Here is an 18,296-nt window from a genome sequence, read left to right as displayed (position 1 = left end):
GCTTCGAAAAATAAGCTTATGAAGTCTCTTTTTGCTAATCAATTATGTTTTAACATTCATTTGTTTCAATAGTAATCCAGGATCACCTTTCACATAATAAAAATGCGGGTTGTTTTCATCATCGTAAAGCATAATATAAGGCTTTTGATTAAGCGGTAGAAGAATTAGTACTTCATCAATTGTTGTATGTAACCATTGATTTGTAATAGAAACTGGTTTAGATAAAGGGATCTTTATCATGTGACCATCTTTTGGAACGACGTTTAAGTTTTTGAACGGGCCAGTAATGGATTTAGCATATTGAACAGCTTCTTTTTGGATAGCTGGATCTAAAGATTGTTTTTGAACGACCATTTCTTTTTGACAATCAAACACTTCAATTTGTTGATTTGTATTTGCGAACACATTTGTTGATAATAAGAAACAAAGAAGAGTAATGAACCCGATTTTTTTAATCATAGTACAACACCTCGTCTTTACTATACCCTTAAAAAGTTTAAATATTTTTCTGTCACATTTATGTAACAAAGAAGTTATATAATACAATTGGTTTTTGTTTAAAAGCAATGGAGGATAATGTATGAAAGTATTAATAGCAGATGATGAACAAGATATGTTAAGGATTTTAAAAGCTTATTTCGAGAAAGAAGGCTTCGAAGTTTTATTAGCGAAAGATGGAGAAGAAGCACTTCAAATATTTTATGATGAAAAAATTGATTTAGCTGTTTTAGACTGGATGATGCCGAAACATAGTGGTATTACTGTTTGTCAGGAAATAAAAAAGAACTCAAGCGTTAAAGTATTAATGCTTACGGCGAAAAGTGAAAGCGAAGACGAATTAGCGGCGCTTCAAAGTGGTGCAGATGAGTACGTAAAAAAACCATTTCATCCAGGCGTATTAATAACTAGGGTGAAAAAGCTTATACAGCATAATGATGTCATTCAAGTTCAAGATTTGAAAATAGATTTCACTAAAAATAAAGTTTATAAAAATGACAAAGAGTTAGATATTACAAAAACAGAGCTAGAATTAATAAAATGTTTTTTAAATCATAAAGGCATGATTTTAACTCGTAAAAAATTGTTAGATATCGTATGGGGATTTGACTATTTTGGAGAAGAGCGAACTGTTGATACACATGTAAGAAGATTACGTAAAAAAGTAGGAGAAAATATTATAAAGACGCATCGTGGTTTAGGATATAGTTTGGAGGAGCAGAGTGAATAAACTTGGAAAAAAGCTATTTCTCAGCATTTCTTTAACTGTTATTCTTATTTTTACAATCTCTTTATTATTAATTAACTATCTTTTACCGAAATATAATATTTACAAAACGCGAGAAAGTTTAGAAGGTATTACAGCACAAATACAGTCCATACCGAGCAAACAACTGGATGAAGCAATTACTAGTATTGAAAATAAAGGAAATGTTACGATTGCGTATACATTGATTAACAATTCGGAAGATCAAATTAATGATGAGTTACGTATGCAACTTACAAGGAAAAGGGTTGCCCTTAATAAACTTTGGATTACAAAAGAAGAAGTAATGAAAGTAAAGAACTTCGGGCAAGCGAATAAAATATATGATCAAGAAAAGATTAAATCTAGTTTTTTTGTGAAATACATTGCGAAAGACGATATGTTAATTTTGGTAGGAGTTTCGATCGCAAATTCTAATGAAGTAATAAAAACGTTAAATTCATTTTATTTTTATATTTTTGGCATTACGATTTTTCTCATTATCGTACTTGTATGGATACTTTCAACAACAATTACCAGACCATTGAAAGAATTAAGTAATGTTGCAGAAGATATTTCAAATTTGAAATTTGAACGAGCGAAAGTGAAAACAAATGATGAAATAGGGGACTTAGCTAATAGTATTAATATTATGAGTGAGAAACTACATGAAGCGCATGAAGATTTAACAGATCGAAATGAACATTTAAAACGATTTATGGGTGATGTGACGCATGAATTAAAAACTCCAATCGCATTAGTGAAAGCATATTCTATGGGAATAAAAGATGGTTTAGATGATGGTACATACATAGATACAATCATAAAACAAACTGATCACATCTCAAACCTAATTGAAGAGTTATTACGATTTTCTAAACTAGAAAGAGATGTTTTAGAAAAAGAAGAATTCGATATTAAATCACTAGTACAAAGTATATTAGATAAGCATAAGATTGAACTGGAATCGAAAGAAATTAATTTGCATGTGAACTATAATGTTGGCGATGCAGTTGTTTATGCTGATGTAAATAAAATGAGAATGGTGTTTCAAAACTTAATATCTAATGCGATAAAATATACAGCAAATCAAAATATAAAAATTACTTTAGAAAATCGAAATGAAAATATATATTTTCAAATTCAAAATGGTATGAACACTGAGCAAATGAAAGATATCGATAAAATTTGGGAACCTTTTTACGTCTTAGAATCTTCTCGCAGTAAAGACCATTCAGGTACAGGATTAGGTTTAGCGATCGTAAAAAGTATTTTAGAAAGACATGGTTTTGAATATGGAGTATCTACTATAGATGGAGAAATACGATTTTATATTGATATGAAGAATGTTTAATTCAATACTATTAGAAGCATCGTCTATTATTAGGCGATGTTTTTTATTGATTATATGAGAGCAGTAAATCATAAAATATAAACTCGAAAGCTCGTTTGAAGAGTGTTATACAAATTTTTCAAGTTGTTGCATAAAATATAAACTGAATTTTCTGTAATTTTAGTGTATAGTAAAAGGAGAAATATATGGGGAAAAAGAAAATAGCAACACTATCAGCAATATTATCTTTATCAATTACGTCAGGAGTTTCTAGTATGACTGCGTATGCAGACAGTAAAGAAACAAACTACATAAATGAGAATGATGTGAAGTTAAATGGAAATGTTTCAGAAGCGGTACGTTCAAACACGAAGATAGAATTAGAAAATGGAATGACAAAACCGATTTATTCGCTTGATGAAGCAATTATTGAAAATTTATTTGTAGAAACAGAAGTTGATAGTGATCGAGATGGAAAAAAGGATCGTGTATCAGTAAAAGTTATGCGTCCAAAAACTGATTCGAATGTGAAAGTTCCCGTTATTTATGAAATGAGTCCATATCGATCTGGCTTAAAAGATGTTCCTGTATATAATGTAGATGAAGAATTGTATGCGTATGAAGGGAAACCGTATGGAGCTGTTAATCTTGGTTCATACGGAAATTATTATGTGCCAAGAGGCTATGCAGTCATTTTAGGTGAAAGTATTGGAACTGGTAAATCAGATGGATGTCCGACTACTGGGGATGAGCAAGAAATATTAGGGACGAAATCGGTCATTGATTGGGCGAATGGACGTGCGAAAGCGTATACAGAAAATGGTGAGGAAGTTAAGGCTGATTGGTCTACAGGAAATGTAGGTATGACAGGAGTTTCTTATAATGGTACGTTACCGAATGCTGTAGCGACGACTGGTGTTGAAGGTTTAAAAACAATTATTCCAATCGCAGCGATTAGTAGTTGGTATGATTATTATCGTGCAAACGGTGCAGTCATTGCGCCAGGTGGATACCAAGGAGAAGATACTGATAATATGGCAGAAGCAGTTCTAACAAGAGAAAATCCTGAAGTTTGCGGACAAGTAATAAAAGAGTTAACAGCTGGACAAGACCGAAAAACTGGTAATTATAATGATTTTTGGGATAAACGTAATTATGTAAAAGATGCTAAAAATGTAAAAGCAAGCGTATTTGTTGTTCATGGTTTAAATGATTGGAATGTAAAGACGAAGCAGTTCGCGCAATGGTGGGATGCACTTGGAGAAAATAATGTTCCTCGTAAAATGTGGTTACATCAGGGTGGACATGGTGGAACATCAACGAATGACTGGCAAAGAACACAAAATAAATGGCTCGATTATTGGTTGTATGGAATTGAAAATGGAATTATGAATGAACCAATGGTTGATGTTCAACGTGAAAATAAAACTTGGGATAAAATAAAAAATTGGCCGGATCCAGCAGCTGTACCGTCAAAAGTTCGTATGTATTTAAGTAACAAAGCAGTTAATTTGCCATTAAGTATGGGCTCTGCAAATAAAGTTTTCTCATTCGTAGATGATGCAAAAATGAAATCAAATCAATTAATAGCAAACCCAGAATTAGAAGTAGCCAATCGATTAGTGTATACAATGCCTGTACTTCAAAAAGATACGCGTATAAGCGGTACACCAAAGATTTCAATTAGAGGAAATATTGATCGATCTGTATCAAATTTAACTGCTTTACTTGTTGATTATGGTGGAGCAAAGCCGGAAATTGTAACGAGAGGCTGGATGGATCCACAAAACTTAAAGAGTATAGAAAATTCAACAGCGATTCAACCGGGCAAAGATTATACATTTACATGGGATATGCAGCCTGATGATTATGTATTTAAAGCGGGGCATCAAATAGGGGTCATTTTAATCGCTAGTGACTATGATTATACAATTAGACCGAAAGCGGGCACGAAGCTTACAGTAAAATTAAGTGAAGTAACATTGCCGATTGTGAAATAAATAGTTATGAATAAAGAGCTTACTGCATAGTAAGCTCTTTAAACTTTGAAATGGGGAGTTTATTATGAATTTTTATTAGTAGATACAAAAATGCTTACAACAAATAAAAAAATTGCATTCATGATCAATAGACCACTAAAGGTAAGCCCAGCAAAACCTCCAGCGAATCCATCTCCTACTTTTTCACCAATTACGTGCAAAGTGGCGAAGAAAACAACGGGAGAAGAAAGTATGAAAATACCACTGGCTATTTTCCATATTCGTTGATATTTCTTTGCTATAAAGAAAATCAGTGTATTAAAAGTGATAAGAAGAAAAATAAATCCAATTAATGAATTCATCATATCCTCCTTTCAATATAATTCTGAATTTTCATATGTTCATTTTGAATGGAATATTATACAATATAATTATATTGTATGGAAAGCGAGTGATATATTATGACAGTCAGCTCTTTCGAATTTTTATTAAAAATAAAGGTGCAGGAAGATTAATTGAGTTAAAATCTTCCGTACGTATAAAACGGAGGAGAAAATAAATGTTTAGTTTTTATAGTACACTTTGCACGGAACTTTATGATTACACAAAGCCTGTCGGGTATTCTTTAAATGGTGATATTGAGTATTACGAAGAACGTTTAAAAAATGGTAGAGGAAGAATTCTCGAAGCGGCAGTCGGATCAGGGCGTGTTATCATCCCACTTCTTGAAGCTGGTTTTAAAGTGGATGGGATTGACTATTCACCTGAAATGCTAGAATCGTGCCGTATACGATGTAATGAGAGAGGCTTACATCCTCATTTGTATGAAGGAAGTTTACAACAATTTTCACTGCCGCATAAATATGAGGCAATTATCATTCCTACTGGATCCTTTTGTTTAATTGAAAATCGTGCGGATTCTATAAACGCATTGAAATGTTTTTATGAACACCTTAATCCAGGCGGGCGTTTAATCGTAGATATTATGCTTCCGCATGACTGGAAGACTGGAGAGATTCATACATCGACCTTTTCTTTGCCAAGCGGAGACGGAATTACATTAGAAAATAAATCAATTGAAATAGATTGGTTGAACCAAGTTACTCTATCATATTTAAAATATGAAAAATGGAGTAAGGGACAGTTAGTACAATCAGAACTGCAACGCTTTGCGGTGCGCTGGTATGGAATAGACGAGTTTAAACTTCTGTTAGAAAGTATAGGTTTCTCTAACATTACTTGCTCGGCTGACTATGTTTATGAAAATGAACCGTCAAATGCAAATCAAATGTTTACTTTTGAAGCTATGCGAAATGAAAAATAAAGAATTATTTATGAAAATAAGGCAATCGATACTGTATCGATTGCCTTATTTCAATTGTATATTACTTACATGTTATTACGTTTTCATTGTCCAAGCATTTTTCTACTACCTACATATACTATTTATATTAAAGACAGTTACTATTTTAAATAGAATCGTTATTTTTTGTAAATGATATTTTGGAGAATTAGGGGGATAAATTTTGGGAAACGAAGCACAAGATAGAGTTGAAAATCAAGTGTATTCCAATCGTGTATTAAGATCAGAATTTGATGCGAATTGGGAAACGTGTATATCAAAAAGTGGTTATGTAATTTATGTAGCAACAAGTAACAATGCTGAAGTAATAGTACTTCTTGCAGATGGTTCAAGTAAATTACTGATTTTTGAAAAAGGCGGTAAAGTAGTAGTAGGTGGCGGTGGTACAAGTCATTACAGTAAGCCGCATATTGCAAGAAATATTTAAGGTAGAACATGATAATTGAGAAGAAGCTGGAAAACGGTTAGTCATTCATGTTTAGAGCATAATAGACTAACCGTTTTTTATTTATTTAAATCAATTTAGAATAGGTTAATTTAATACAAATACATCTGTATGACCAGCAAAAATTAGGAGGAAATTGTACGGATAAGAATTCGAAATATAATGTAAGTTTGGAAGAAATATATAAGAAATTTTAAAAAGTATTTCCTATTTCGGGAAATGCTTTTTCTATGTTATAGTATAATAGTGTTTCGAAATGATGTTATTTTAATATACTTCAAATCTTGTTGTGTATTATTTTTATATTAAATTAGTTGTGCAAGTATTTTTTTATATAAGGAGTAACAATTAGAGAAATGAAAAATATAGACTTTATACTAGAAAGTGATGAGGCATTAAAACCGTCTGAACGATTAGTACTATTATTATTAGAGAAGCATAGAATGTTATATACGAACGATCTATTGGCATTATCTAATTTATCATATAAAACATTAACAGATTCATTAACGGCCCTTGTTTTAAAATCATATGTGTTAAAGGAAACTGGTAAGGGAAGAAGACAGAATTGTTATAGATTGGTATGATAAGACTGCTGATTTTAGAGGGTCCATATTGATTTTTTTCAAATGTAAGGAGAAATTATATTTTTACTTTCAAATGAAAAACGAACCGCAATACGTACTTAAATATTTGTATTTCATTTTTGTTAATGTTAATTTCATAATTATCGAAAATAGAAAAATAAAATAAACTGCATAAAAAAGAAATAAAAAAACAATCCGTTTTTAAAATGAATTGTTTTTTTATTGGAATAATATTATTTGATATGTTGAAAGTATGAATGATTATTCTACTTCACTTGTATACTTTTCAGGTAATAATTCCATTACGTTACATTTTACAAGTTCACCATTATAAGAAAGTATAACGTTCGTATTTTTTCCGTAATCACTTATTAATTCTCGACACATACCACATGGAGCAACAACCCAACATTTTTCTATGTCTTTATGAGGGTGCGGGTGAGCAACTGCTACAATGGTATCAAATTCATAATCGCCTTCTGAAATAGATTTTCCAATCGCCATTGCTTCACCACATACTGTTATCCTTCCAACATTCGCTTCAACATGCACTGCTGCATAAATATTACCTGTTTTAGTTCTTACAGCTGAACCGATATGATGACGGCCATATTTATATTTTTTTTCAATTACTTTTTTAGCAGCTGTAATTAAATCATAGTCTTCATTATTTAAATGCATTACTTGTAACATATCATATGTTATCCTCCGTATTAAACATGATCATAGTTATTTTGACAGGAAATTTTAACATTTAAAACAAAAGATGGGAATTAGATAGATAATATTATTATGTAAACTTTAGTTTTAACAGGAAAATATCATAATCAATAGAACATATAGAAGAAGGGATACTTAAATATTTTGAAAGATGGGGGAACAGCATTTCATATTGCATTAGCAAAAGGACATGATCACCTTTTACATTATTAAAAACAGGAAGTGAACGTATGATAAATAAATGGAGTGTAGGCATATTTTTATTTAACGAGGTAGAAGTGTTAGACTTTGCTGGGCCATTTGAAGTTTTTTCTGTAACCGAAGCGGATGAAGAAAAACCATTTACTGTCTATACAGTTAGCCAAAATGGAGAAATGATTACAGCAAGAAACGGATTAAAGGTACTGCCGGATTATAGTATTGAAGATTTACCATCAGTTGATATTTTAATCATTCCAGGTGGTAAAGGAGTTCGGGAAAATGAAGTGAAAAATGATATTATAATAAATTGGGTCCGTCAGCAAATGAAAGAAGTAAAGCTAATGACTTCAGTTTGTACGGGTGCGCTATTACTTGCGAAAGCCGGTTTACTGGAAGGCTTAAAAGCAACAACGCATTGGGCTAGTATTCAAACCTTCAAAAAAGATTTTCCGAATGTAGAAGTAATGGAGAATGTGAAATTTGTAGATGAAGGACACATTATTACATCTGCAGGTATTTCAGCTGGTATTAACATGTCATTTCATATCGTGAAAAATTTGTTAGGTGAGGAGAATGCTGAGAATACGGCAAAAAGCATGGAATATGAAATTGAATTGTAAAATAAAAAAGCCCAATTGGGGCTTTTTTATTTAGTAAAGTTTCTTAACAGGTGATCTATGCTCAAAGTCTTAGTTCTAAAACAGTAATTCCAGTTTTATCGAATATACGATAATTTATCTTTTCCCTCCTTGTAAGCATGTTATAACAAGGAGAAATTTTGTGTGTGAAAAAACTCTTCTACAATAGTAGAAAAAGAATAACAGAAACTACTATTTTATGGCAGCATACATAAAAAAATGCAATGTAAATATGGAAATGTCGTCGAATGCTATCTTTAATTGGTTAATTTGTGAGATATTTTTGTGAAGGAGCTTATTTTATAAGAATAGAATTAAAGTTAGTAAGGGATTATGCCGAGGGTAGTGAAAATATATGTGTTAGGGGGATTTCATAATGAGGAAACTCAAGCGAATAAATGTTCCTAATATAGAAGAGCAACTATCACAGCCTAATGAGAAGCGAGCAATTAATAAGAAAAAACTAAGACGATTTATATTCATGTTTATATTTATTGTGGCGGCTACTTTGTACCTTCAATTTATTTTAACGAAACAACAAGAAATAATCGTAGAAAAAAAAGATACAATAACGAATCAAAAAAAACAATTGGTTTCTTTAAAGAAAAATCAGGCTTCTTTAAAGACTAACATAGAAAATTTAACAGACGATGAGGAAGAAATTTTGAAGTTTGCGAGAAAAGAATATCAGTTTTCTAAGTCAAATGAAACTATATTTGTGTTGCCGAAGTAGTGTAATAGAACAGTTAGCGATAGCTAACTGTTTTTTCATGTATGAATGGCATGGTACAAGAAACAATCACATATTGTAAACATGAAGAGTTTGAGCTGTTTTTATAGTTATGGAATATATACCGAAATAAATGTTGTTAAAATTCTGTTAATTATATTATAATACAAGGTAAGCGGATACATTTTTTAATCAACGTTGAGTTTATCACTCATGCGACTATTAAGAAAACCGTTATCCCGTATTAGAAAGGAAGATAGCTGTGTACGCTTCAAATACAATTTATGTCGTAGGGGATGCGAAAGCACCTCAAAATAATCCCATTACCGAAAAGTTTAAAAGCTATTTTGTAGCGTTTGTACTTGTTAAGGAGACTGGGGAAATTGTAGATGCAGATTGCTCAGCGACAATTGCATTAACATCTCAATTCGTTAAATATTTGTTTCTACATAAAAATATTAATGACCCACTATTAGTAACAGAAATAAAAAATAGATACTTCGGTTCGTCTCAAAAAGCACTACTTGTAGCGTTAAAAGATGCGCGGAAAAAATATAATCAAATCGCTGCTTTGTCTACACATTCCTAGACAAAATCCAGCCGTAAGAATCTTCTTATGGCTGGATTTTTTTATTTCACATTAACCTCCTACATGAAAAGCAAGCAAAGGAGGAGATGAATTGTACGTAAAAACATAATTTATTTTTAAATAGTAAGGTTCCACTTTGTTAGACAACGAAAGGATGAACAATATGAAAATCACTGATGTAAAAGTAAATCGTAGACGTGTTAATCTTCACACACCGTTTAAAACAGCGCTTCGTACCGTAACTGAAATAGAAAGTTTAGATGTATATATTCATACTGATGAAGGAATTGTTGGCAAGGGGGCTGCAACCGCAACACCCGTTATTACAGGTGATTTCGCTAACGGGATTGAAGAAGCAATAATTGGGCCGATGCGTTCCTGTTTAATTGGTCAAGATATCATTCAATTTCAGCAGTTACTACAGCACATTCAGATGAGTTGTATTGGAAACCCAAGTGCGAAAGCGGCGGTAGATATTGCTTTATATGATGTGTATTGTCAACACCAAAACGTTCCACTTTACGCATTATTAGGCGGGAAGAAAGATATTCATACAGATATTACGGTGAGTGTAGATGAGCCTTTTATTATGGCGAAAGAGGCAAAGCAACATGTAGAAAAAGGATTTCAAATTTTAAAAATTAAAGTGGGAAAATCTGCTCCTTTAGACTTAGAACGTATTGAAGCGATTCGAAATAGCGTACCAAAAAATACGACGTTACGATTAGATGCAAATCAAGGGTGGAATCCAAAAGAAGCGGTTACGATCATTAAAGAGATGGAAAATCGCAATTTAAATATTGAATTTATTGAACAACCTGTTCATGCGAAAGATTGGGATGGATTAAAGTACGTCAAAGATCATGTGCAAACGCCCATTATGGCAGATGAAAGCATATTTTCAGCGAGTGATGCATTGAAAATTGTTCAAGGAGGATATGCAGACTTAATCAATATTAAATTAATGAAATGTGGTGGTATACGTGAAGCGTGGCGTATTGCCGATATTGCTGAAACAGCTGGTGTGAAATGTATGGTCGGAAGTATGATGGAATCCTCACTTTCTGTTAGTGCTGTAGCCCATTTAGCTGCTGCACATCCTAATATTCATTACTTCGATTTGGATGCACCACTTTGGTTAATGGAAGAACCGGAAGGAATGACTTATGCGGGATCAAAGGTAAACCTTCAATCAACAGTGAATAGTAAATCTTAGGAGAAGAGACAAGTAAACTATCTTTTAAGGGGGATATGTATGAAAAAAGTAGGAACTGCATTTTTAACAACTTTATTTATATTTTCATCGTTTACATCAGTACATGCTGAAGAAAAGAAAGATAGTAAGGCGTTTATCGATGTATCTGCCGCAACACTTTGGACTGCACCTGATTCATTACGACCAATTGATGCACCGAGTGCTACAAATCCAGTTGATTTGTGGAAGTGGACGAAATCGATGACGCTTGATGAGAAACTTTGGTTAACAAATGCAAATAAATTAGAAACGCAAGCGCTATTAGGTCAAGAAGTAACGGTTGTTGATAAAAAAGGGGACTGGGTGAAAGTGCTAGTCCACGGTCAGCCAACACCGCGAAATGAAGAAGGCTACCCAGGGTGGATGCCTGAAAAACAGTTAACATATAATCAAGAATTTGCAGATAAAACAAATGAACCTTTCGTATTAGTAACGAAACCGACAGCCATTTTATATATAAATCCTTCTGAAAAACATAAATCGCTTGAAGTGAGTTATAATACGCGACTGCCGCTACTTAGTGAAGATACGATTTCATATCGCGTGTTGTTACCAAACGGACAGAAAGCTTGGCTACGAAAAAATGATGGAACGGTTTACCGTTCTCAAAATGATATTCCAACTCCGGCGGCCGATGATTTAATAAACACAGGGAAAATGTTTTTAGGATTACCGTATATATGGGCTGGTACAAGTGGTTTCGGATTTGATTGCTCTGGATTTACACATACGATTTATAAATCGCACGGTATTACAATTCCGCGAGATTCAGGTCCGCAATCGAGAAATGGAGTTGCAGTTGATAAAGAACATTTACAAAAAGGAGATTTAATCTTCTTTGCACATGATCAAGGAAAAGGCAGTGTTCATCATGTGGGGATGTATATTGATGACGGAAATATGATTCACTCGCCGAGAGCTGAAAGATCAGTAGAGATTATACCGCTTAATACACCAGGATATATAGAAGAATACGCTGGTGCTCGTCGTTACTTACCATAAAAAGTAGAGGGGGTTTTCAAATGAAAAAAGTTGTTCGTTACTCATTAGTTAGTACTTTATTAGCCTCTTCATTTTTAGTTGGCTGCGCAAAAGAAAAAACAACGACAAAGCCGAAAGATGAGAAAAAAGTATTACAGTTATTAGAAACAGGTGAAATTCTGTCTTTACATTCAGGGAAAGTAACAGATGCGGTATCGTTTAACGTTTTAAATAACATAATGGAAGGATTATTCCGTTTATCGAAAAATGATGAAGTGATTGAAGCTGGAGCACAAAAATATGAAGTGAGTCAAGATGGGAAAACATATACATTCCACTTACTTGATGCGAAATGGTCTAACGGAGATCCAGTAACAGCACAAGATTACGTATACGCTTGGAAGCAGCTTATTAATCCAGATACAGCTTCTCAATATGCATACATTGCGTACGATGTGAAAAATGCGGAGAAAATAAATAAAAAACAACTAGGGTTAGAGGAATTAGGAGTAAAAGCAAAGGATGATAAAACGTTCGTTGTAGAGTTAGAACATCCTGTACCGTATTTTACAAAACTACTTATTTTACCGTCCTTCTATCCAATTAACGAAAAATATGCGAAAGAACAAGGTGATAAATACGGATTAGAAGCAAATAAAGCGGTATATAACGGGCCATTTACATTATCGGAGTGGAAGCATGAAGCGAGTTTTACAATGAAGAAAAACGATAAGTATTGGGATAAAAAAGAAGTGAAGCTAGATGAAATAAACTATCAAATTGTAAAGGAAATTTCAACTGCGGTAAATTTATATGAAACAGATAAAGTGGATAGAGCTGTCATTTCTACAGAATTCGTCGATAAATATAAAAATAATAAAGAGCTAAAACAATATACAGATCCGGTTATGTACTTCTTCCGATTCAATGAAAATGTACCTATTCTTAAAAATAAAAACGCAAGGCTTGCGCTAAGTACAGTGTTTGATAAGAAAGGACTTGCGAATTCATTTTTAAATGATGGTTCGGTTGCTGCTAACTATTACGTACCAAAAGGATTTTTAAAAGGTCCAGATAAAAAAGATTTTAGAAGTACAGCAGGTGAGTTTAATAAAACTGATGTAAAACAGGCGAAAGAATATTGGGAAAAGGCGAAGCAAGAGACTGGTACAAATGAAGTGACGCTTGAGTTATTAAACTATGACTTAGAAAACTTCAAAAAAGTAGGAGAATACATTAAAGAAGAGCTAGAGAAAAACTTACCAGGCTTAAAGGTAAATGTAAAATTACAACCACATACGCAAAAACTGGCGTTAGAGAAGAAGAAGGAATATGAAATGTCATTATCACGCTGGTTACCAGATTATCCAGATCCAATGACTTATTTAGAAGTATTCCTTTCTGGAAGCAGTGTGAACAATACAGAATATGCAAACCCAGATTACGATGCGTTAATTAAGAAGATTAAAACAGAATTAGGTAATGATGAAAAAGCTCGTTGGAAAGCAATGCAAGATGCTGAGAAAATATTACTCGATGATGCAGTAATTGCACCGGTATTCCAGCGCGGATTATCATACTTACAAAAGCCGCATGTGAAAGATTTATATGTACATCAATTCGGTCCAGCTACAAGTTTAAAATGGGCAGATGTGCAGAAATAAAATTATGGAGAAACAGACTTCACGTATGTGATTGTCTGTTTTTTTGTACAGTTTCAAATGTATAGACATTTTATATATTTTTTCATGTCTTAAAAATAAAATTATTAGTAAAATTCCAGTGTGAAATTCATGTAGAATCTTGTATAATTAACGTGTTTCTATGGAAACATTTTCTTGTACTATTTATATAGGACTTAATAGAACAAGGAAAGAAATACATACATGTATATAATAGATAAATAGAATGGAACATGTAAAGAGAAAAAGGAGAGAAATGATGGCGTGTCAAAAACAAGGGTTACAATTTAATAGCGATAGAAAGAGGAAGAGACGATGAAAATGAAGCATGCTTTTGGTCCCATAATTTTAGCGTGTGTGCTTTTTTTCATTATCATACTCATTCCATCGAAAAGTTTAGTATCACTTATTAGTGATAAAAAGGTAGAAGATGCGGCAACTTCCTTACAAAAAGAAAAATTGCAAAGTGTTTTCTTGCAGCAAAAAATGTTAGAGAATTCGCAGTATTTACCGATGTATGGTTCATCTGAATTTTTACGAATGGATGCATATCATCCGTCTAATTACTTTAAAGTAAATCCCGCAGGTTTTACACCATATTTAATGGGAATTGGCGGTACGCAAAGTTTAGCTCATATATTGAATATGACGTCTACGATGGATGGATTAGAAGGTAAAAAAGTAGTCTTTGTTTTATCGCCACAATGGTTTACAAAGACAGGGGTATCACAGGGGGATTTCACTAACAATTTCTCTAAACAACAAGCATATCATTTTATTTTTAATGATGAAATAAATACTGAAATGAAGAAGCAAATTGCGAAACGACTATTAGACTATAAAGTTGTTCAAAAAGATGATATATTAAAAAATTCATTAGAAGGTATTGTATATAATGATACGAAACATAACATAAAAGCAGGTTTAGTCAAACCGCTTGCTTATATGCATCGAAATATTTTAGATCATAGAGATGTATTTAACTCTTTATTTAAGATTGAACCGATGAAAGAAAAAACAAATATAGGACTACGTTCAATTTCTTGGGTAGATGCACGTAAACATGCGGAGGAAGAAGGGAAATTGGAATCTACTACAAACACATTCGGAATTGAAAATCCGTATTACTATAAACATAATTTGAAGAAAAAATTAAAAGGTTTAAAAAACTTTAGAGCAAATGAATCATATGAAGAATCACCAGAATATGATGACTTACAAATTGTTTTAAATATATTTAAAGAGAAAAATGTTAAGCCACTATTCATTTCTGTACCTGTAAATGGACCGTGGTATGATTACGCTGGTTTCCCTAAAGAACGCCGCGAAGTGTATTATAAAAAAGTTCGGGAACAAGTTGAGAAAGCAGGATACCCAGTAGTTGATTTTTCTGGCCATGAATATGATAAGTATTTCTTAAAAGATACAATTCATTTAGGTTGGAAAGGCTGGATTTACTTTGATGAAGCAGTGCATAACTTTTATACTGAAAAATAAGTGTGGAGAAAAAGGAACGGCTATAAGCTGTTCCTTTTTTTAGTACAGAGGATTTTGATGTGGGCAATTCGGAAAGGCATGTATATCTTGAATTTGTCTAAAATCATAATGCTTCATTGCGAATTGAGCTTGATAAAGGTATTCATTCACATATAATTGACCATCATGTGCTGAACATAATACACCAGAAGTTCCTTGCCCATTTATGAAAGAAATACCGATAGGGCGTCCGATTAAGTATTGTATTTTTTGTTGCCAATGCATAGGGAAATCACTCCTTTTTGAGATAATATACGAAATGGACGAGTGAATTGTTGCTTATCCATGTAAATGTTAAACTGAGGGGTTTTCTTGTGATTTCTCAAGATTAGTCAATTTAAACATAAAAAACCGCTATAGTTCGTAATGAATATATAGCGGTTTTTATTTATTATCTTAAGCAAGATTTTTACGTTTTTTTGTCCATTTTTTAATGATGAAGTATAAAAGAACGAGTATGACACCGCCAATTGCGAATGATTTCACATATGGCCCAGCAATATCATTAATATTCTCCCAATTTTGACCTAGTTTTTCACCTAAATAAATGAAAATGATAGACCAAGGGATGATTGCAAGTGCTGTTAATGTAGTGAAACGTAATAATGGCATTTTTGTAATACCAGCAGGAATTGAAATCGCATGACGTACTACTGGAATAAAGCGTGCAGTGAAAATCACACCAGTCCCGTAACGGTTAAACCAATCTTCAGCTGCATCTATATGTTTTTTATGAATGAAAATATATTTTCCGTATCGTTCTAATATAGGTCGTCCACCGTATCGTCCAAGCCAATAAATAAAGATTTGAGCAATAACGCCGCCAATTGTACCGAATACAACGGCGCCTACAAATGAGATACTACCATTGAATACTAAGAATCCCGCATAAGCAAGGACGATTTCACTTGGAATAATCTCAATCATTAGACCAAGCATAATGCCCCAATAACCTAATCCTTCAAAAAATGTTAATACTGAATGAATAAAACTACTTACCATTGTTGCACCTTCTAGTTTATGTATTTTTGAATAAATGTCCCTTTATTTAACAATGTAAAAGGTTCACTATATGTAGATTATACCTTATTTATATAGGGGATTGCTATTTCAATTCTTTTATGTCTCTCATAAGTATTATAGTGAAGGATATAAGCCCAGTTTTCATGAAGAGATAATGAAAAAATTATTAAAAATTTCTCATAAAAAATAGAAGCATTGCTGCTCCTATTTTTTTTACGGTTTCACTTCTAAATTTTGTAAAAATAAAGTTGCTGTTACGTAACGTTTCGCTAACATTTGTACATAAGCGGTATGTACAGAAAGTGTCGCAATAATAATAGCGTTACGAATTGCTTCACGTTGTTCGTTGTTAACCTGATCGAACTTGCTTGCGATTTTATCAGCTTTTTCTTTTACGATGTTTTCAATTGTATGAACTGTATCTGTTGCATTTAGTTGTAAGCAATTCCCTTGATTGAGTTCTTCAAATAGGGAAGAGTATGCTCCATATAAATGAACAGGATTGATTAAGTCATCACTTCGATCGGCTGGGTCATTTACGATAAGGCGTAATAGCTTACGAATGGATTCAAAATCAAGTGCTGTTTTTAAATCTTCGACAATGAATAGTAAGGCTGCTTGTTCAATTGAATATTTTTTCCCTTTTTGAGGGGAGCCAATCATTTCTTTAATATCTCGTTTTACCCAGTTTTGCATGGCCGTTACTGAGAAACTTGTATTTTCAATCTGATTTCCAAGCGCAACTATTTCATTTAATGAAAAACCGACGTCTGTATCATCAATTTTAATCAGTTTTTCAAAAATAGGTGAAAGTGCGGTAGTAATAAAAGCAGTTACGCTTTGTCCGCTTTCAATATCTTTTTTATGTGACTTTGCCCACGCTTCTTGTAAAATACCGAGAGGCTTTTTCGTATTCCATCCTCTTAAAGATAGAAGAAGGGTAGCCATTTCGTTTCGTGTGAGATGAAATGTTTCCATCTTTTCACCTCCAAAAATATTAAAAAGTTCTTATGAACCTATAATATGTTTTGTTTCATTTAAAGTCAATTCTGTTTTGCTTAATTTTTCCTTTGTCACCAAACTGTTGTAAGTAAATAAAGCTTGCATATTTCGACAAAAGTTCATATAATAAGTTCATAAGAACCTTTAAAATGTTTTTAAAAACAAATCTATCATTCTGAATTTACTAGAAAGGTAGATTTCACATATATCTATATAAAAGGAGAATGGATATAATATGTTGAAAAAACTTGTAGCAGTCATGACAGCATTCATGGTTATCTTTGGAGCTAGTAGCTTCATGTTTGTAGATCACGCAGCAGCGAAGAGTTACAAATCTGGTAAAAAATCATACACACCAAGTTCTGGTCAAAAGTCAAAAGTTGATTTGAACAAAAAAGATACTAACGTGAATTCACAAAAAACAACAACAGATTCAAAAAACAAAGCAACAAACACAGCACCAAAAAGTAATAAAGGAAGCTTTATGAAAGGTTTATTACTAGGTGGTCTTGGTGGTTTACTAATGGGTAGCTTATTTGCAAATATGGGAGCTCTTGGTTCTGTATTAGCGTTTATGGTAAATATGTTAGTAATGGCTGGTATCGTAATGTTAGCAGTTCGTGCATTTAAATACTTCAAAGATCAACGTAAGAAAAAGGCAGATGAAGTAGCATGGAAACAATAAAAATTTCTGAACAAGAATTAATAAATGCACTTTGCGTATATATCGCTGAAAAAAGACAAGTCGGTCCAGAAGAAGTTTTAGTTGAATTAATGTATGACGATGACTATGGTTTCTCTGCTGAAGTAGAGGTAAATGGTCGCAAACAAATTTTAATTCAAGCGAACTTAATCGAAGCACTACGCTTATTGCTTGATAGAGAATATAATGTCAATTCATTTGCAGCAAGGTTACAACTTGAATTAGACGATGAAGAAGGCATTTACGCATTAGCAAAGTTTTAATAACTCAAATGAGTAGAAAAAAG

21 protein-coding genes are annotated in these 18,296 nt (G+C 32.7%); 15 read left to right on the top strand and 6 right to left on the bottom strand.

The annotated features are described in order from the left end of the window. Positions 1 to 42 precede the first annotated feature (42 nt). The gene (locus tag ILS93_RS02100) at positions 43 to 459 is read right to left on the bottom strand and encodes a hypothetical protein (protein ID WP_222659827.1); all 417 of its coding nucleotides are present in this window, start codon (positions 457 to 459) and stop codon (positions 43 to 45) included. A gap of 121 nt (positions 460 to 580) precedes the next feature. Here ILS93_RS02100 and ILS93_RS02095 point away from each other — a divergent pair, with 121 nt between their 5' ends. From ILS93_RS02095 to ILS93_RS02085, 3 genes are all read left to right on the top strand, one after another. Then, the gene (locus ILS93_RS02095; RefSeq protein WP_222659825.1) at positions 581 to 1,228 is read left to right on the top strand and encodes a response regulator transcription factor; all 648 of its coding nucleotides are present in this window, start codon (positions 581 to 583) and stop codon (positions 1,226 to 1,228) included. After that, positions 1,221 to 2,597, top strand: coding sequence for a sensor histidine kinase (locus tag ILS93_RS02090; protein ID WP_222659823.1), 1,377 nt, complete (start codon positions 1,221 to 1,223; stop codon positions 2,595 to 2,597). The genes ILS93_RS02095 and ILS93_RS02090 overlap by 8 nt, the downstream gene beginning before the upstream one ends. 185 nt (positions 2,598 to 2,782) lie before the next feature. Beyond that, the gene (locus tag ILS93_RS02085; RefSeq protein ID WP_222659821.1) at positions 2,783 to 4,576 is read left to right on the top strand and encodes a Xaa-Pro dipeptidyl-peptidase; all 1,794 of its coding nucleotides are present in this window, start codon (positions 2,783 to 2,785) and stop codon (positions 4,574 to 4,576) included. A 62-nt stretch (positions 4,577 to 4,638) separates the two neighbouring features. Here ILS93_RS02085 and ILS93_RS02080 read toward each other — a convergent pair whose 3' ends face one another. Then, a complete protein-coding gene (locus ILS93_RS02080; RefSeq protein WP_098102868.1) occupies positions 4,639 to 4,920 on the bottom strand; it encodes a hypothetical protein in 282 nt (93 codons plus the stop codon). A gap of 194 nt (positions 4,921 to 5,114) precedes the next feature. Between ILS93_RS02080 and ILS93_RS02075 the strand changes: the two genes are divergently transcribed. The 3 genes from ILS93_RS02075 to ILS93_RS02065 all read left to right on the top strand — a co-directional run bounded on the left by ILS93_RS02075 (position 5,115) and on the right by ILS93_RS02065 (position 6,950). Beyond that, a complete protein-coding gene (locus ILS93_RS02075; protein ID WP_064475539.1) occupies positions 5,115 to 5,879 on the top strand; it encodes a class I SAM-dependent methyltransferase in 765 nt (254 codons plus the stop codon). 202 nt (positions 5,880 to 6,081) lie between these two features. Continuing rightward, positions 6,082 to 6,345, top strand: a complete 264-nt coding sequence (locus tag ILS93_RS02070) for a hypothetical protein (RefSeq protein ID WP_064475538.1) — start codon at positions 6,082 to 6,084, stop codon at positions 6,343 to 6,345. A 374-nt stretch (positions 6,346 to 6,719) separates the two neighbouring features. After that, positions 6,720 to 6,950 (top strand): hypothetical protein, encoded by a 231-nt coding sequence (locus ILS93_RS02065; RefSeq protein ID WP_000789031.1) that lies wholly within the window; start codon positions 6,720 to 6,722, stop codon positions 6,948 to 6,950. 261 nt (positions 6,951 to 7,211) lie between these two features. On the opposite strand, the gene ILS93_RS02060 is transcribed toward ILS93_RS02065, so the two are convergent. Then, on the bottom strand, positions 7,212 to 7,643 hold the full coding sequence (locus tag ILS93_RS02060) for a cytidine deaminase (protein ID WP_064475537.1): 432 nt from the start codon (positions 7,641 to 7,643) through the stop codon (positions 7,212 to 7,214). 257 nt (positions 7,644 to 7,900) lie between these two features. Between ILS93_RS02060 and ILS93_RS02055 the strand changes: the two genes are divergently transcribed. The 7 genes from ILS93_RS02055 (at position 7,901) to dltD (ending at position 15,243) form a co-directional block, all read left to right on the top strand. Next, complete coding sequence (locus tag ILS93_RS02055; protein ID WP_098112140.1) at positions 7,901 to 8,491, top strand: DJ-1/PfpI family protein; 591 nt, start codon at positions 7,901 to 7,903, stop codon at positions 8,489 to 8,491. 394 nt (positions 8,492 to 8,885) lie between these two features. Continuing rightward, a complete protein-coding gene (locus tag ILS93_RS02050; RefSeq protein WP_064475535.1) occupies positions 8,886 to 9,242 on the top strand; it encodes an FtsB family cell division protein in 357 nt (118 codons plus the stop codon). Between the two features lie 259 nt (positions 9,243 to 9,501). Further along, the gene (locus tag ILS93_RS02045; RefSeq protein WP_064475534.1) at positions 9,502 to 9,828 is read left to right on the top strand and encodes a DUF3870 domain-containing protein; all 327 of its coding nucleotides are present in this window, start codon (positions 9,502 to 9,504) and stop codon (positions 9,826 to 9,828) included. A gap of 154 nt (positions 9,829 to 9,982) precedes the next feature. After that, complete coding sequence (locus tag ILS93_RS02040; RefSeq protein ID WP_142315085.1) at positions 9,983 to 11,044, top strand: dipeptide epimerase; 1,062 nt, start codon at positions 9,983 to 9,985, stop codon at positions 11,042 to 11,044. Between the two features lie 39 nt (positions 11,045 to 11,083). Further along, positions 11,084 to 12,085: a C40 family peptidase gene (locus tag ILS93_RS02035; RefSeq protein ID WP_222659818.1), complete on the top strand. Its 1,002-nt coding sequence runs from the start codon at positions 11,084 to 11,086 to the stop codon at positions 12,083 to 12,085. A 20-nt stretch (positions 12,086 to 12,105) separates the two neighbouring features. Continuing rightward, the gene (locus ILS93_RS02030; RefSeq protein WP_222659816.1) at positions 12,106 to 13,728 is read left to right on the top strand and encodes a peptide ABC transporter substrate-binding protein; all 1,623 of its coding nucleotides are present in this window, start codon (positions 12,106 to 12,108) and stop codon (positions 13,726 to 13,728) included. A gap of 333 nt (positions 13,729 to 14,061) precedes the next feature. Continuing rightward, complete coding sequence (dltD, locus tag ILS93_RS02025) at positions 14,062 to 15,243, top strand: D-alanyl-lipoteichoic acid biosynthesis protein DltD (RefSeq protein ID WP_098094607.1); 1,182 nt, start codon at positions 14,062 to 14,064, stop codon at positions 15,241 to 15,243. A gap of 39 nt (positions 15,244 to 15,282) precedes the next feature. Here the strand turns inward: dltD and ILS93_RS02020 are convergent, their stop codons facing one another. The 3 genes from ILS93_RS02020 to ILS93_RS02010 all read right to left on the bottom strand — a co-directional run bounded on the left by ILS93_RS02020 (position 15,283) and on the right by ILS93_RS02010 (position 17,283). Next, the gene (locus tag ILS93_RS02020; protein ID WP_222659814.1) at positions 15,283 to 15,507 is read right to left on the bottom strand and encodes a hypothetical protein; all 225 of its coding nucleotides are present in this window, start codon (positions 15,505 to 15,507) and stop codon (positions 15,283 to 15,285) included. Between the two features lie 171 nt (positions 15,508 to 15,678). Next, complete coding sequence (gene uptA / locus ILS93_RS02015) at positions 15,679 to 16,284, bottom strand: undecaprenyl phosphate transporter UptA (protein ID WP_064475528.1); 606 nt, start codon at positions 16,282 to 16,284, stop codon at positions 15,679 to 15,681. A 234-nt stretch (positions 16,285 to 16,518) separates the two neighbouring features. Then, positions 16,519 to 17,283: a DUF1836 domain-containing protein gene (locus ILS93_RS02010; protein WP_000447228.1), complete on the bottom strand. Its 765-nt coding sequence runs from the start codon at positions 17,281 to 17,283 to the stop codon at positions 16,519 to 16,521. Between the two features lie 259 nt (positions 17,284 to 17,542). Between ILS93_RS02010 and ILS93_RS02005 the strand changes: the two genes are divergently transcribed. Both ILS93_RS02005 and ILS93_RS02000 read left to right on the top strand, forming a co-directional pair. Then, positions 17,543 to 17,992, top strand: coding sequence for a hypothetical protein (locus tag ILS93_RS02005; protein WP_000914488.1), 450 nt, complete (start codon positions 17,543 to 17,545; stop codon positions 17,990 to 17,992). Next, a complete protein-coding gene (locus ILS93_RS02000) occupies positions 17,980 to 18,273 on the top strand; it encodes a YxcD family protein (RefSeq protein ID WP_103655049.1) in 294 nt (97 codons plus the stop codon). Before ILS93_RS02005 ends, ILS93_RS02000 begins: the two co-directional genes overlap by 13 nt. Positions 18,274 to 18,296: the final 23 nt, after the last annotated feature.

Origin of the sequence: Bacillus sp. 16GRE42 (genome assembly GCF_019837435.1) — a bacterium.
GTDB classification, from domain to species: domain Bacteria; phylum Bacillota; class Bacilli; order Bacillales; family Bacillaceae_G; genus Bacillus_A; species Bacillus_A wiedmannii.
The sequence above is the reverse complement of the archived record's forward strand: the minus strand, read 5'-3'. Positions and strand labels throughout refer to the sequence as shown.

Bases quoted from the DNA above. Each gene is read 5' to 3' on its own strand.
- ILS93_RS02100 (WP_222659827.1), bottom strand. From the start codon at position 459: ATGATTAAAAAAATCGGGTTCATTACTCTTCTTTGTTTCTTATTATCA.
- ILS93_RS02095 (WP_222659825.1), top strand. From the start codon at position 581: ATGAAAGTATTAATAGCAGATGATGAACAAGATATGTTAAGGATTTTA.
- ILS93_RS02085 (WP_222659821.1), top strand. From the start codon at position 2,783: ATGGGGAAAAAGAAAATAGCAACACTATCAGCAATATTATCTTTATCA.
- ILS93_RS02080 (WP_098102868.1), bottom strand. From the start codon at position 4,920: ATGATGAATTCATTAATTGGATTTATTTTTCTTCTTATCACTTTTAAT.
- ILS93_RS02075 (WP_064475539.1), top strand. From the start codon at position 5,115: ATGTTTAGTTTTTATAGTACACTTTGCACGGAACTTTATGATTACACA.
- ILS93_RS02065 (WP_000789031.1), top strand. From the start codon at position 6,720: ATGAAAAATATAGACTTTATACTAGAAAGTGATGAGGCATTAAAACCG.
- ILS93_RS02060 (WP_064475537.1), bottom strand. From the start codon at position 7,643: ATGTTACAAGTAATGCATTTAAATAATGAAGACTATGATTTAATTACA.
- ILS93_RS02055 (WP_098112140.1), top strand. From the start codon at position 7,901: ATGATAAATAAATGGAGTGTAGGCATATTTTTATTTAACGAGGTAGAA.
- ILS93_RS02050 (WP_064475535.1), top strand. From the start codon at position 8,886: ATGAGGAAACTCAAGCGAATAAATGTTCCTAATATAGAAGAGCAACTA.
- ILS93_RS02040 (WP_142315085.1), top strand. From the start codon at position 9,983: ATGAACAATATGAAAATCACTGATGTAAAAGTAAATCGTAGACGTGTT.
- ILS93_RS02035 (WP_222659818.1), top strand. From the start codon at position 11,084: ATGAAAAAAGTAGGAACTGCATTTTTAACAACTTTATTTATATTTTCA.
- ILS93_RS02030 (WP_222659816.1), top strand. From the start codon at position 12,106: ATGAAAAAAGTTGTTCGTTACTCATTAGTTAGTACTTTATTAGCCTCT.
- dltD (WP_098094607.1), top strand. From the start codon at position 14,062: ATGAAAATGAAGCATGCTTTTGGTCCCATAATTTTAGCGTGTGTGCTT.
- ILS93_RS02020 (WP_222659814.1), bottom strand. From the start codon at position 15,507: ATGCATTGGCAACAAAAAATACAATACTTAATCGGACGCCCTATCGGT.
- uptA (WP_064475528.1), bottom strand. From the start codon at position 16,284: ATGGTAAGTAGTTTTATTCATTCAGTATTAACATTTTTTGAAGGATTA.
- ILS93_RS02010 (WP_000447228.1), bottom strand. From the start codon at position 17,283: ATGGAAACATTTCATCTCACACGAAACGAAATGGCTACCCTTCTTCTA.
- ILS93_RS02005 (WP_000914488.1), top strand. From the start codon at position 17,543: ATGTTGAAAAAACTTGTAGCAGTCATGACAGCATTCATGGTTATCTTT.
- ILS93_RS02000 (WP_103655049.1), top strand. From the start codon at position 17,980: ATGGAAACAATAAAAATTTCTGAACAAGAATTAATAAATGCACTTTGC.